The sequence below is a fragment of the Leclercia sp. LSNIH1 genome, from assembly GCF_002902985.1.
Lineage (GTDB): Bacteria > Pseudomonadota > Gammaproteobacteria > Enterobacterales > Enterobacteriaceae > Enterobacter.
In genome coordinates this window covers 3595814-3609695 of the sequence record NZ_CP026167.1, presented here as the reverse complement: position 1 = coordinate 3609695, position 13882 = coordinate 3595814, and the positions used below count along the sequence as shown (strand labels likewise).

The 13882-nt window shown below is 58.1% G+C and carries 15 protein-coding genes; 8 read left to right on the top strand and 7 right to left on the bottom strand.

Features of this window, described 5'->3' with window-relative positions; genetic code table 11:
- From sapD to pspF, 5 genes are all read right to left on the bottom strand, one after another.
- A complete protein-coding gene (gene sapD, locus C2U54_RS17870; protein WP_103179871.1) occupies positions 1–993 on the bottom strand; it encodes a putrescine export ABC transporter ATP-binding protein SapD in 993 nt (330 codons plus the stop codon).
- A complete protein-coding gene (sapC, locus tag C2U54_RS17865; RefSeq protein ID WP_103179870.1) occupies positions 993–1883 on the bottom strand; it encodes a putrescine export ABC transporter permease SapC in 891 nt (296 codons plus the stop codon). The genes sapD and sapC overlap by 1 nt, the downstream gene beginning before the upstream one ends.
- Complete coding sequence (sapB, locus tag C2U54_RS17860; protein WP_103179869.1) at positions 1870–2835, bottom strand: putrescine export ABC transporter permease SapB; 966 nt, start codon at positions 2833–2835, stop codon at positions 1870–1872. The genes sapC and sapB overlap by 14 nt, the downstream gene beginning before the upstream one ends.
- Positions 2832–4472, bottom strand: a complete 1641-nt coding sequence (gene sapA, locus C2U54_RS17855) for an ABC transporter substrate-binding protein SapA (protein WP_103179868.1) — start codon at positions 4470–4472, stop codon at positions 2832–2834. Before sapA ends, sapB begins: the two co-directional genes overlap by 4 nt.
- An 88-nt stretch (positions 4473–4560) precedes the next feature.
- Positions 4561–5538, bottom strand: coding sequence for a phage shock protein operon transcriptional activator (gene pspF, locus C2U54_RS17850; RefSeq protein ID WP_103179867.1), 978 nt, complete (start codon positions 5536–5538; stop codon positions 4561–4563).
- A gap of 167 nt (positions 5539–5705) precedes the next feature.
- Here pspF and pspA point away from each other — a divergent pair, with 167 nt between their 5' ends.
- The 7 genes from pspA (at position 5706) to tyrR (ending at position 11464) form a co-directional block, all read left to right on the top strand.
- Positions 5706–6374, top strand: a complete 669-nt coding sequence (gene pspA / locus C2U54_RS17845; protein ID WP_103179866.1) for a phage shock protein PspA — start codon at positions 5706–5708, stop codon at positions 6372–6374.
- A 51-nt stretch (positions 6375–6425) separates the two neighbouring features.
- The gene (gene pspB / locus C2U54_RS17840) at positions 6426–6650 is read left to right on the top strand and encodes an envelope stress response membrane protein PspB (RefSeq protein WP_103179865.1); all 225 of its coding nucleotides are present in this window, start codon (positions 6426–6428) and stop codon (positions 6648–6650) included.
- Positions 6650–7006: an envelope stress response membrane protein PspC gene (gene pspC / locus C2U54_RS17835; RefSeq protein ID WP_103179864.1), complete on the top strand. Its 357-nt coding sequence runs from the start codon at positions 6650–6652 to the stop codon at positions 7004–7006. Before pspB ends, pspC begins: the two co-directional genes overlap by 1 nt.
- 14 nt (positions 7007–7020) lie before the next feature.
- Positions 7021–7239 carry a phage shock protein PspD gene (gene pspD, locus C2U54_RS17830; RefSeq protein WP_103179863.1) on the top strand — a complete coding sequence of 73 codons (219 nt, stop codon included), beginning with the start codon at positions 7021–7023 and terminating at the stop codon, positions 7237–7239.
- A 111-nt stretch (positions 7240–7350) separates the two neighbouring features.
- A complete protein-coding gene (locus C2U54_RS17825; protein WP_103181094.1) occupies positions 7351–8748 on the top strand; it encodes a YcjX family protein in 1398 nt (465 codons plus the stop codon).
- The gene (locus C2U54_RS17820) at positions 8745–9794 is read left to right on the top strand and encodes a YcjF family protein (protein WP_103179862.1); all 1050 of its coding nucleotides are present in this window, start codon (positions 8745–8747) and stop codon (positions 9792–9794) included. Before C2U54_RS17825 ends, C2U54_RS17820 begins: the two co-directional genes overlap by 4 nt.
- 128 nt (positions 9795–9922) lie before the next feature.
- Entirely contained in the window at positions 9923–11464 is a 1542-nt protein-coding gene (gene tyrR / locus C2U54_RS17815) for a transcriptional regulator TyrR (protein ID WP_103179861.1), read from the top strand.
- Between the two features lie 45 nt (positions 11465–11509).
- Here tyrR and tpx read toward each other — a convergent pair whose 3' ends face one another.
- On the bottom strand, positions 11510–12016 hold the full coding sequence (tpx, locus tag C2U54_RS17810) for a thiol peroxidase (protein WP_103179860.1): 507 nt from the start codon (positions 12014–12016) through the stop codon (positions 11510–11512).
- A gap of 105 nt (positions 12017–12121) precedes the next feature.
- Here tpx and ycjG point away from each other — a divergent pair, with 105 nt between their 5' ends.
- Complete coding sequence (ycjG, locus tag C2U54_RS17805) at positions 12122–13087, top strand: L-Ala-D/L-Glu epimerase (RefSeq protein WP_103179859.1); 966 nt, start codon at positions 12122–12124, stop codon at positions 13085–13087.
- Here the strand turns inward: ycjG and mpaA are convergent.
- On the bottom strand, positions 13078–13791 hold the full coding sequence (gene mpaA / locus C2U54_RS17800) for a murein tripeptide amidase MpaA (RefSeq protein WP_103179858.1): 714 nt from the start codon (positions 13789–13791) through the stop codon (positions 13078–13080). The two genes, ycjG and mpaA, sit on opposite strands and share 10 nt — an antisense overlap.
- Between the last annotated feature and the right edge of the window lie 91 nt (positions 13792–13882).

Here is a 13882-nt window from a genome sequence, read left to right as displayed (position 1 = left end):
TCACTCTTTCTCCATGTTCAGCGGGAAATGGCAGGCAAACAGATGGTTCTTCGGCCCGGCCAGGCGCGGCGTTTCAATGCATTTACGCTGGGCATAGGGACAGCGCGGACCCAGGCGACAGCCAATGGGCAGGTGCTCCAGCAGCGGGATAGCCCCCGGCAGGGTATTCAGGCGACTTTTATGCGGCATGGGGCTGCCAAAATCCGGTATCGCACGGATCAGCGCCTGGGTATACGGATGATGCGGCGTGGTGATCAGATCCTCGCTGCCGGCGGTCTCCACGGTCTGGCCGCAGTACATCACATCAATCTTATCTGCCCATTTACTCAGCATCTGCAGGTCATGGCTGATCAGCAAAATAGTGGTGTTGTTGTTCTGATTAAGCCGGGTCAGCAGGCGGAAGATTTGCGCCTGGGTGGTCGGCTCCATCGCGTTGGTCGGTTCGTCTGCGATCAGCAGGCGCGGCTGGTTAGCCAGCGCGATGGCAATCATCACTTTCTGACACTCACCGTCCGTCAGCTCATAGGGGAAGCTGCGCATGGCGTCTTTGTGATCTTTGATCCCCACCCGGTGCAGTAGCTCAATGGCCCGGCGTTTACGCCAGCCAAAACGTTGCCACCAGCGGCCTTTATAGGTCCAGGCGGGAATGTTCTGCATCAGCTGTTTGCCCACCCGCTCCGACGGATCGAGACAGGATTGCGGCTCCTGAAAGATCATCGACACGTTGTGGCCCACCAGCTTGCGTCGTTCGCGGACGGAGAGGCGCAGCAGGTCGATATCATCAAAGCGCATACGGTCAGCGGTGACGCGCCAGTTATCCTTCGCCACGCCGCAAATCGCTTTAGCAATCAGGCTTTTGCCTGAGCCCGATTCCCCCACCAGCCCGCGAATTTCGCCTTCGCTCAGGGTAATACTGACGCGATCGACCGCTTTGACCCAGCCTTCGCCGGTTTTAATCTCAATCGTCAGATTGCGAATATCCAGTAACGGCATTATTCCACTCCCGCCACAATGGCGCGACGGATCCCGTCGCCAAGCAGGTTCACCAGTAATACGCTAACCGTAATTGCAGCACCCGGCAGCATCACCGTCCAGGGGGCCACATAGATCAGTTCCAGCGCGTCGCCCAGCATCGCCCCCCATTCCGGGGAGGGCAGTTGCGCGCCCAGATCGAGAAAACCGAGCGCGGCGATATCCAGGATCGCCATCGACAGGGCACGGGTAATTTCCGTAACCATGCCCGAGGCGATATTGGGCAGCACCGCAAACCACAGAATATTCATGGTGGTGGCGCCATCGAGACGGGCGGCCACCACATACTCTTTTTCCAGCTCATCATGCACCAGGCTGTAGACCGAACGTACCATGCGCGGCAGTAGCGCCAGCCAGACAGCAAACATGGCGTGCGTCAGATGCGGACCGGCGAAGGCCACCACGATGATCGCCAGCAGCAGCGACGGGATCGACAGCAGCGTATCGAGAATATGGTTCATCACCGCCGAGCGCAGGCCGTGAGTAGCCCCGGCGACAATACCCAGTACCAGACCGCACAGCGTGGCGGCCAGGGTGACCACAAAGGCGCCGCCCACCGTCGGCGCGGCGCCGCTCAACAGACGGCTTAACACATCGCGCCCGAGGTCGTCGGTGCCCAGGAAGAAGGAGACTTCACCGTAGCGGGACCAGGATGGCGGTAACAGCTGATAGCCGAGGAACTGCTGATCGATGCCATACGGCGCAAACCACGAGCCCAGGATGCACAGCAGCACCAGGCCGCCACAGCCGTACAGGCCGATCATCGCCATAGCGTCGCCGTAGAAATTTCGCCACACGGTGCGTAACGCACCGGGCGTGCGCTTTTCACTGTATACGCTATCGTAAGGCATACCATTCCTTATGTTTCAGTGGGTTAGCCATAGCGCCCAAAATATCAGATAACACGTTCACAATAATCACCAGCGCGCCAATCACCATCACGCCGGCAGAGATAGCGGCATAATCCTGCTGGCGAATGGCGTTAATCAGCCAGCGCCCGAGGCCTGGCCAGCTAAAGACCATTTCGGTGATCATGGCCAGCGTCAGCATGGTTGAGAACTGCAGCCCGAGACGGGGGATCACCGGCGGCAGCGCATTATGCAGCACATGGCGACGTAAAATCGTCAGCCGTGACAATCCGCGTGTGGCGGCCGCTTTAACATAGTTCTGGTCAAACACCTCGCTGGTGCTGATGCGCATCAGGCGAATCACCTCCGTGGTTGGTGCCACGGCCAGGGCCAGCACCGGCAACACCATGTGGCGCACGGCGCTGATGATCATCTCATGCCGCCAGACCGAATCTGAGAGCCAGGCGTCAATAATGGCGAATCCGGTGACAGTTTTTACCGCATAAAGCAGGTCAAAACGTCCGGAAACCGGCAGCCAGCCGAGCGTCAGCGAGAAAAAGAGCGTCAGCAGCAGCGCCAGCCAGAAGACGGGAACCGAAAACCCGAGCAGGGCGATCGCGCTGATCAGCTTGTCCTGCCATTTATTGCGGGTGATCCCGGCGAGCATCCCGACCGGGATCCCGACAATCAGCGCAAAACCGAACGCCAGGATGCAGAGCTCCATGGTGGCGGGGAAGACCTCTTTCAGTTGCTCGGAGATGGGCTGGCCGTTAATGCTGGAGACGCCAAAGTCCCAGTGCAGCACGCCTTCAAACCAGAACCACCACGCATTCCACAGCGAAGCACCCTGTAGCGGCGCGTGCGGGGTAAAATAGCTCAGGCTAAAACCCACTAAGGTGAGAAAGAAGAGGGTGATGAGCAGCAACAGCAACCGACGTAAGGTAAAAATAATCACGGTTTTTTCACCTCTTCTTGTTTCTCGCGGGAGACGCCCGCAAACGACGCATTTCCAAACGGACTGAGCACCAGGCCTTTGATATCGTAACGGTACGCCTGCAGACGCAGGGATGAGGCCAGCGGCAGCACCGGCAACTCTTTGGCCAGAATAATCTGCGCTTCATCATAGGCATCGATACGTGCCGCCAGCTGCTGGGTCGACAGCGCCTTGCGCAGAATGCTGTCAAACTCGCGGTTGCACCAGTGGGCATAGTTGGTCTGCGAATCAATGGCCGCGCAGCTCAGGAGCGGACGGAAGAAACTGTCCGGGTCGTTACTGTCTGTCGCCCAGCCTGACAGGGTGAGGTCGTGGTTCATGTCCATCAGGCGCGCCTCCTGAAAACGGCCTTCTACCGGAACAATCACCACATTAACCCCCACCTGGGCCAGGTCAGCCTGGAGCAGCTCCGCGGTTTTTAGCGGGCTGGGGTTCCAGGCCTGGGAGCTGGTAGGCACCCACAATTGCAGGGTGAGGTTTTCTGCCCCCAGCGCTTTGAGCTGTTCGCGTGATTTTTCCGGGTTGTATTCGGTAATTTTAGCCTCGCTATCGTAGGCCCACGAGGCGCGGGGCAAGATTGAGGCGGCAGTTTCTGCGGTACCGTAATAAATGGACTGCATCAGACGCTGGTTATTGATCGCCAGCGCCAGGGCATGGCGTACCGCCGGGTTGTCCAGCGGCGGTTTGTTGGTGTTAAAGGCCAGATAAGCGATATTCATGCCCGGGCGCAGGGTCAGGCGCAGACGCGGGTCGTCGCGCAGGATGGTCAGCTGGCTGGCAGCGGGCCAGGCCAGGACATCGCATTCGCCCGTGAGCAGTTTCGACAGCCGCCCGGTACCGCCGGAGCCTAAATCGACCACAACCTGCGGCATAAGCGGCGTGCCGCGCCAGAATTTCTCATGGCGTTGCAGGCGCACGTACTGCCCCGCCCGATACTCTTCAACCTGGAACGGTCCGGTTCCTACGGGCTGGCGATCCATCAACTCCATTTTGTCCTTCAGGGTGAGCTGAGTGGCATATTCCGCGGACATCACCGAGGCATAGTGCGTCGCCAGGTGCCACAGGAAGGAGGCATCTGGCCGCGCCAGGGTGAACTCCACCGTGCGGTTATCCAGCTTGCGGACGGACTTCACCGTATCGGCAAACTGTAAACTGTCGAAGTAGGGGAAATTACCGCCGTTGATGTAGTGCCACGGATGGTTGCGGTTAAAAATGCGCTGGAAGGTAAAGACCACGTCATCCGCATTGAGTTTACGGGTAGGCTTAAACCACGGCGTGGTCTGGAAGCTGACGTCGTCGCGCAGGCGAAAACGGTATGTGGCCCCGTTGTCCAGCACTTGCCAGCTCTCGGCCAGTTCAGGCACCAGGCGATAGGTATAGGGATCCACATCCAGCAGGCGGTCATAGATCTGGGCGGCGAGGGTATCGACGATCAGGCCGCTGCTCGCCTTTTGCGGGTTGAAGGTGTTGACCTGCCCACTTACGCAGTAGACAAAGCCGCTGTCGCGAATATCCGCGCGATCCGCCAGCTCAGGCGCGGCAAACGCCTGGCTGCTTAACAGACCGAGCGCAATCAGGGACGAGAAAACCAGTCGCATAATTTTTAAGGTTTTTAGAGACGATCTGCAAAGTGTATCGCACTTACACCTGCTTCGTAAAAATGTCTGCGGGTAAGTGCTGATTATGTCATCGCATCTGATGCTTTTTGAGCAATGCCCTTAACTGATGGTAGGTCAGCCCCAGCAGTTCAGCCGCGCGTTTCTGATTAAATTGTGCCTCGCGCAGGCTCTGCTCCAGCAACCGCTTCTCCTGCTCAAGCTGGAACAAACGCAAATCGAGGGGCAGGGTAGGTGTACCCGTGGTAAGCGGTTTGCTGACAGAGGGCTGTGCGGGGCGCTGAAAGGGATCGATCACAATCTCATCCAGCTCGGTCTCGCTGCTACCGTGGCGGTAGACGGAGCGCTCCACCACATTCTTCAGTTCTCGGATATTGCCCGGCCAGCGGTAGTCCAGCAGCGTTTCACGGGCGTGCTGACTAAAACCGGGAAACAGCGGCAGCCCAAGCTCGCGACACATCTGAATAGCAAACTGCTCCGCCAGCAGCATGATATCGCTGCGCCGCTCGCGCAGCGGCGGCAGGTTAACCACATCAAACGCCAGCCGATCCAGCAGGTCGGCGCGAAACTTCTCCTGCTCGACCATCTCCGGCAGATTGGCGTTAGTGGCGCACACCAGCCGCACGTTTACCTGTAAAGGCTGGCTGCCGCCCACGCGCTCCAGCTCGCCATACTCAATGACGCGTAGCAGTTTTTCCTGCACCAGCATCGGCGCGGTCGCCAGCTCATCAAGAAACAACGTGCCGCCATCGGCGCGCTCGAAGCGACCGGGATGGCGACGCTGCGCCCCGGTAAAGGCGCCCGCCTCGTGACCAAACAGTTCCGTATCCAGCAGGTTCTCGTTCAGCGCGGCGCAGTTCAGAGAGATAAACGGTCCATCCCAGCGCCCGGAGAGGTAGTGTAGCCGGTTGGCAATCAGCTCCTTGCCGGTGCCGCGCTCGCCGATAATCAGCACCGGTTTATTCAGCGGTGCCAGCCTTGATACCTGCTCCAGCACTTCGAGAAAACTGTTGGCTTCCCCGAGTAACGTGTCTTTAAATTCAGTCATGATGTAATTGACCACTTATTGGTGTAATTCACTAAATGAGAGTAGGGTGTAGTGGGTGAAAAAGCAATCACATCGTCTAAAATCAATGAGATATAAAACTGGCACGGGAATTGTATTAACTATGCAGCAGGGCTGAGCCCGATAACAGAAAATATGAGGATTCAATTATGGGTATTTTTTCTCGTTTTGCCGACATCGTGAACGCCAACATCAACTCACTGCTGGAGAAAGCAGAGGATCCGCAGAAGCTGGTTCGTCTGATGATTCAGGAGATGGAAGACACGCTGGTGGAAGTGCGCTCTAACTCCGCCCGTGCGCTGGCTGAGAAAAAGCAGCTTTCCCGCCGTATTGAACAGGCGACCGCCCAGCAGGCCGAATGGCAGGAAAAAGCGGAACTGGCGCTGCGCAAAGATAAAGAGGACCTGGCCCGCTCTGCGCTGATTGAAAAGCAGAAGCTGACCGATATTGTCGCCACCCTTGATCAGGAGGTGACGCTGGTGGATGAAACCCTTGCCCGCATGAAAAAAGAGATTGCGGAGCTGGAGAACAAGCTGAGCGAAACCCGCGCCCGCCAGCAGGCCCTGACGCTGCGTCACCAGGCGGCAAGTTCATCCCGTGACGTGCGCCGTCAGCTCGACAGCGGCAAGATTGACGAAGCCATGGCCCGTTTTGAGTCGTTTGAGCGTCGTATCGATCAGATGGAAGCGGAAGCGGAAAGCCACAGCTTTGGCAAACAGAAAACGCTGGATCAGCAGTTTGCCGATCTGAAAGCGGATGATGAAATCAGCGAGCAACTGGCCGCGCTGAAGGCCAAAATGAAACAAGGCAATCAATAATAAAAACTGCGGCGCCCGCCGGCGCCGCCACTCATCACACAAGGAGTAGACATGAGCGCGCTTTTTCTTGCCATTCCGCTGACCATTTTCGTGCTATTTGTTCTGCCGATCTGGTTGTGGCTGCACTACAGTAACCGTTCTTCAAGGGGAGAGCTGTCGCAAAGCGAACAGCAGCGCCTGGCGCAATTAACTCAGGACGCAAATAAAATGCGCGAACGTATTCAGGCGCTGGAGGCGATCCTGGACGCAGAACATCCGAACTGGAGGGATCGCTAATGGCACTGAACCTGAATAAAAAATTGTGGCGTATCCCCCAGAAGGGGATGGTGCGCGGCGTCTGCGCCGGACTGGCGCACTACCTCGACGTGCCGGTGAAGCTGGTGCGTGTGGTAACGGTACTCTCCATTTTCTTTGGTCTGGCGTTTATTACCCTGGTGGCCTATATCATTTTGTCCTTCGTGCTGGACCCGATGCCGGACGGCGCGATGGGCGATGAAAATAGCCCCACCAGCAGTGAATTACTGGACGCGGTGGATGCTGAGCTGTCGGCAGGCGAAAAACGCTTGCGCGAAATGGAGCGGTATGTCACCTCGGATACCTTCACGCTGCGAAGCCGTTTTCGTCAGCTTTAACTGAGAGAACTGATATGAATCAACGCTGGCAACAGGCCGGACATCGCGTCAAGCCGGGCCTGAAAATCGCAGGGAAGCTGGTATTACTCACCGCACTGCGTTACGGCCCGGCAGGCGTGGCGGGGTGGGCGATCAAATCGGTTGCCCGCAAGCCGGTACGAATGTTGTTGGCCGTCGCGCTGGAGCCGATGCTGAAAAAGCTCGCGAACCGGTTATCCAGTAAACTGAAATAATTCGCAACGGCACAAAGTTCAATGTGCCGTTGCGCTGCTTTTATTCCTTTCTCCTTGCCCTCGTGTCATATTTCTCAGAACAATAATTCCTTCAGGCAGAACAGGATGGCGATGAAGCGACTTAAAAATGAATTTAATTCTCTGGTAAATCGTGGGGTTGACCGACATTTGCGCCTGGCGGTTACCGGACTGAGCCGCAGCGGCAAAACCGCCTTTATCACGGCGATGGTCAATCAGCTCCTTAACCTGCATGCCGGGGCGCGCTTGCCGCTGTTGAGCGCGGTACGCGAAGAGCGCCTGCTCGGCGTGAAGCGCGTCCCTCAGCGCGATTTTGGCATTCCCCGTTTCACCTACGATGAAGGGCTGGCCCAGCTTTACGGCACGCCGCCAACCTGGCCCACGCCCACCCGCGGGGTGAGTGAAATCCGCCTGGCGCTGCGGTACCGTTCCAATGATTCTTTGCTTCGCCATTTTAAAGAGACCTCCACTCTCTATCTGGAGATTGTCGATTATCCCGGCGAATGGCTGCTCGACCTGCCGATGCTGACCCAGGACTATCTCAGCTGGTCGCGGCAGATGACCGGCCTGTTACAGGGGCCCCGCGCGGCCTGGTCCGCCCGCTGGCGTTCCCTGTGTGAGGGGCTGGATCCGCTGGCACCCGCCGATGAAAACCGGCTGGCGGCCATTTCGGAAGCCTGGACCGATTACCTGCATCAATGTAAGAAAGAGGGTCTGCACTTTATCCAGCCGGGTCGCTTTGTGCTGCCTGGGGATATGGCGGGCGCCCCGGCCCTGCAATTTTTCCCCTGGCCGGACGTGGAGGCTTTTGGTGAATCGAAGCTTGCCCAGGCGGACAAACATACCAACGCCGGTATGCTGCGCGAACGCTTTAACTACTACTGTGAGAAAGTGGTTAAGGGGTTCTACACTAACCACTTTTTGCGCTTCGACCGCCAGATTGTGCTGGTGGACTGCCTTCAGCCGCTCAACAGCGGGCCACAGGCGTTCAACGACATGCGCCTCGCGCTAACCCAACTGATGCAGAGCTTCCACTACGGGCAGCGCACGCTGTTCCGGCGTCTCTTCTCTCCGGTGATCGACAAACTGCTGTTTGCCGCCACCAAGGCGGATCACGTGACGGTGGATCAGCACGCCAATATGGTATCGCTCCTCCAGCAGCTGGTGCAGGATGCCTGGCAAAACGCCGCCTTTGAGGGTATCAGCATGGACTGCCTGGGGCTGGCCTCGGTGCAGGCCACCCAGAGTGGCCTGATTGACGTTAATGGCGATAAGATCCCGGCGCTGCGCGGCCACCGTCTGAGTGACGGCGCCCCGCTGACGGTCTACCCTGGCGAAGTACCCGCCCGATTGCCGGGCCAGGCATTCTGGCAGAAGCAGGGGTTTCAGTTTGAAGCCTTCCGCCCGCAGACGATGAATGTAGACCAGCCGCTTCCGCACATTCGCCTGGATGCCGCGCTGGAGTTTTTGATTGGAGATAAATTGCGATGACCGAACCCCTAAAACCGCGAATGGATTTTACCGGCACCCTGGAAGAAGCGGATCGCGAAGCCTTCAAAGCGGCACAAACGTTTGATGACACCCAGGCCGGAAACTTCGCCCCGGTAGTGACCGACATGCTCCCTGCGGAAGAAGGACAAGCCGAAGCCGTCGTCGAAGCCGCTTTGCGCCCTAAACGTAGCCTGTGGCGCAAAATGGTCAGCGCGGGCCTGATGCTGGCGGGCGTTGCGGTGGTAGGGCAAGGCGTGCAGTGGGCAATCAATGCCTGGCAAACCCAGGACTGGGTGGCGCTGGGAGGATGCGCGGCAGGTGCGCTTATCGTCGGCGCGGGCGTCGGCTCTGTTGCCACCGAATGGCGCCGTTTATGGCGACTGCGCCAGCGCGCCCACGAGCGTGATGAAGCCCGGGATCTGCTGCACAGCCACGGCACCGGTAACGGACGGGCATTTTGTGAAAAACTGGCGAAACAGGCCGGGCTCGATCAGTCTCATCCGGCCTTGCAGCGCTGGTACGCCGCCATTCACGAAACGCAAAACGATCGCGAAGTGGTATCGCTGTATGCCCACCTCGTGCAGCCGGTGTTGGACAGCCAGGCGCGGCGGGAGATCAGCCGCTCGGCAGCCGAATCAACGCTGATGATTGCCGTCAGCCCGCTGGCGCTGGTGGATATGGCTTTTATTGCCTGGCGCAACCTGCGCCTGATCAACCGTATTGCCACGCTGTACGGTATCGAACTGGGCTATTACAGCCGCTTGCGCCTGTTCCGCCTTGTACTACTCAATATGGCCTTTGCCGGGGCCAGCGAGCTGGTGCGCGAGGTGGGGATGGACTGGATGTCACAGGATCTGGCCGCTCGCCTTTCGGCCCGTGCGGCGCAGGGGATTGGTGCGGGATTACTCACCGCGCGGCTGGGGATCAAAGCGATGGAATTGTGCCGTCCACTGCCGTGGACAGAGGATGATAAACCCCGGCTGGGGGATTTCCGTCGGGAATTAATCGGCCAGCTGAAAGATACCCTCAATAAAAAACCGCAGTAAGCTCGCTTCCTCGCACATAATTCCGACACCCTGCTCACAGGCTGTCAATATTTGTTGACAGCCGTCTTCCCGATTGCAGATATCTGGCTTATCATTTCAGGGTTAATGGCTTATAGAGTGATTTTCCCATGCGTCTGGAAGTGTTTTGTAAGGACCGTCTCGGCCTGACTCGCGAGCTGCTCGATCTCCTTGTTTTGCGGAGTATTGACCTGCGTGGAATTGAGATTGACCCAATCGGGAAGATTTACCTGAATTTTGCTGAAATTGCTTTCGAAACATTCAGCAGCTTAATGGCTGAAATCCGCCGTATCGCTGGCGTTACGGATGTGCGCACCGTGCCGTGGATGCCCTCCGAGCGCGAGCACCTGGCCCTCAGCGCGCTGCTGGAAGCGATGCCCGAACCCTTTTTATCCCTGGATCTGAAAGGCAAAATCGATCGGGCTAATCAGGCGAGCTGCCAGCTGTTTGCCCTGGAGCCGGAGAAACTGAGCAACCACAACGCCGCCCAGCTGATCCCCGGCTTCAATTTCCAGCGCTGGCTGGAGAGCAACCCGCGCTCGACTCACAGCGAGCATGTGGTTATTAACGGACAAAATTTCCTGATGGAGCTCACCCCGGTCTATCTGCAGGGCGACAACGACGACAGAACTCTGACCGGTTCAGTGATCATGCTGCGCTCAACGGTCCGTATGGGGCGTCAACTGCAAAACCTGTCGAGCCAGGATACGGGCGCCTTCAGCCAGATTATTGCCGTCAGCCCGAAAATGCGCCACGTGGTGGAGCAGGCGCGCAAGCTGGCAAACCTTGCTGCACCGCTGCTGATCACCGGCGACACCGGTACCGGCAAAGATCTGCTGGCCCATGCGGTGCATCAGGCGGGGCCGCGGGCGAGCAAACCTTATCTTGCCCTGAACTGCGCTTCTATTCCGGAAGATGCCGTTGAAAGCGAGCTGTTTGGCCACGCGCCGGAAGGCAAAAAAGGCTTCTTTGAGCAGGCCAACGGCGGCTCGGTGCTGCTGGATGAAATTGGCGAGATGTCGCCGCGGATGCAGGCCAAACTGCTGCGTTTCCTCAATGACGGCACCTTCCGCCGGGTGGGAGAAGATCATGAGGTGCATGTGGATGTGCGCGTCATCTGCGCCACCCAGAAGAACCTGGTGGAACTGGTGCAGAAGGGGATGTTCCGGGAAGATCTCTATTATCGCCTGAACGTTCTGACCCTCAATATTCCGCCGCTGCGCGATTGCCCCCAGGACATCATGCCGTTGACCGAGCTGTTTGTGGCGCGCTTTGCCGATGAGCAGGGTATCCCAAGACCGAAGTTTTCAGCCGATCTGAATACGGTTCTTACCCGTTACGGCTGGCCGGGGAATATTCGTCAGCTGAAAAATGCGATCTATCGTGCCCTGACCCAGCTAGAAGGCTATGAGCTGCGGCCGCAGGATATTTTATTGCCGGATTACGATGCCGGAACGGTGGCGGTAGGCGAAGAGGCTATGGAAGGATCGCTGGATGACATTACCAGCCGCTTTGAACGCTCGGTGCTGACGCAGCTGTATCGTAACTATCCCAGCACCCGTAAGCTGGCAAAACGCCTGGGCGTGTCTCACACCGCCATCGCCAACAAGCTGCGCGAGTATGGTCTGAGCCAGAAGAAAGGTGACGAGTAAAAATAAAAAAGCCTCCGCAGGGAGGCTTTATTGTTACGCTTGCCGTTACGCCTTCAGTGATTCCAGCGCGGCAGCGTAATCTGGCTCGGTGGTGATTTCATTCACCAGGTGGCTGAACACGACGGTGTCGTTTTCGTCGATCACCACAACGGCACGCGCCGCCAGACCTTTCAGTGCGCCTTCAGAGATGCCCACGCCGTACTGCTCCAGAAACTCCGGGTTGCGCAGGGTAGAGAGGGTGATAACGTTGCTCAGACCTTCCGCACCGCAGAAACGGGACTGAGCGAACGGCAGGTCGGCTGAGATGCACAGCACAACGGTGTTGTCCACTTCGGTCGCCAGCTGGTTGAATTTACGCACAGATGCGGCGCACACGCCGGTATCAATGCTTGGGAAAATGTTCAGCACTTTACGCTTGCCGGCAAACTGGCTCAGCACGACGTCAGACAGATCTTTTGCCACGAGCGTAAACGCCTGCGCTTTGCTGCCTTTCTGAGGAATGGATCCTGCAACAGAAACCGGGTTGCCCTGGAAATGAACGAGTTGTGACATAGTTATCTTCCTGTTTACATATAGTTAACGTCGTCGTTAGTGTATGTCATCAGCCGATAGCACAGCAAACCCTATTTGCGCGAAGCCGCTATACAGGAGTGAGTGATGAGAACCCTCAAGGTTTACGAAGAAGCCTGGCCACTGCATACGCCGTTTGTGATCTCCCGGGGGACCCGGAGCGAGGCCAGTGTGGTGGTGGTAGAAATAGAAGAAGAGGGCGTCAAAGGGGTGGGGGAGTGTACGCCTTATCCCCGGTATGGCGAAAGCATCGCCTCGGTAATGGCGCAGATCATGGCGCTGGCGCCTGAACTGGAGCGCGGCCTTACCCGGGAAGCGCTACAGCGGTTACTCCCTGCCGGTGCCGCACGTAACGCGGTGGACTGCGCGCTGTGGGATTTAGCCGCGCGTCAGCAAGGGATCTCTCTGGCGACGCTGGCGGGCACGACCCTGCCGCAAACGGTGGTCACCGCGCAAACAGTGGTGATCGGTGAGCCTGCTCAGATGGCCGCCAGCGCCAAAGCGCTCTATGACGCCGGGGCGCGCCTGTTGAAAGTGAAGCTGGACGATCGTCTGATCAGCGAGCGGATGGTCGCCATTCGCGGGGCCGTGCCGCAGGCGACGCTTATCGTCGACGCCAACGAATCCTGGCACAGCGAAGGACTGGCTGCCCGCTGCCAGCTGCTGGCGGATCTGAACGTCGCCATGCTCGAACAGCCTTTGCCCGCAGGGGAAGATGCCGCGCTGGCGAACTTTATTCATCCACTGCCCATCTGCGCCGATGAGAGTTGCCATACCCGGGAAAGTCTCACGGCCCTGCAGGGACGCTACGATATGGTGAATATTAAGCTGGATAAAACCGGCGGTATCACCGAAGCGCTGGCGCTGGCCGCCGAGGCACGTCGGCGCGGTTTTGCCCTGATGCTCGGCTGTATGCTCTGCACCTCGCGAGCGATTGGTGCCGCACTGCCGCTGGCGAATGAGGTGAAATTTGCCGATCTCGACGGCCCTACCTGGCTTGCCGTGGATGTCTCTCCGGCGCTGCACTACAGCACCGGCGTTGTTCATCTCTGAGGTTCCCAGCGCAACAGATCGGTCATCGCTTTCAGGTACTTCTCGCTGGCCTCGTCGGAGGAGATCGGCGGGAATTCAGCGGTGATGCAGTGCAGGCTTAAATCGGCACACCAGCTGCCGAATGAGCCTGGCGTCTCATAGCCGACGCTGGTGACCAGCGGCAGTGAAAAGGCATCTGCCAGCCAGCGCCCAAGAGCCGTGTGGGCGGGATCTTCAATGCAGGCCAGCGGATCGTGAAACGAGACAACCCAGGCCGGATGCAGTTTGTGGATCAGATGACACAGCGCCTGGGTTTCTGGCTCTGAACCGGGCTTGTCGCCCGTCAGCAACACCACATCGCGATCTTCGGCGGAGCTGTTCCAACGGTAGACTGTCTCGCCTTCCCGCCAGTTGGCCGCCGGGAAGTTACGGTTTAAATCCACACCACGGGCATTGGCGCGTAAACCCAACTGACAGCCGTCCGGGTTAACGGTTAATACCACATGGTGGCGGCGCAGCGGAGGGGAAAGGGTACGCAGGGCGCAGGAGAGGGTCACAATCGAAGAATTTTCATCTCCGTGGGTTCCGGCAATGATCAGGCCGCTGTTGCGATCGGCCTGCGGGGCAGGGAACCAGATTAAGGGGGCGCCGAGGTATGAGCGGCCATAATGTTCGGTCCCGGGCGGGAAAGCGCCACGTTCCGTTCTTGGGCGGGTAAGTGACATAGAGGTTCCTGAATCAGATTGTATTACTGGCAGTGTTGTGCAAAAAACACGGTTAATCAAATAGTTTCAGCCAGAAGGTAAAACCGGCAGA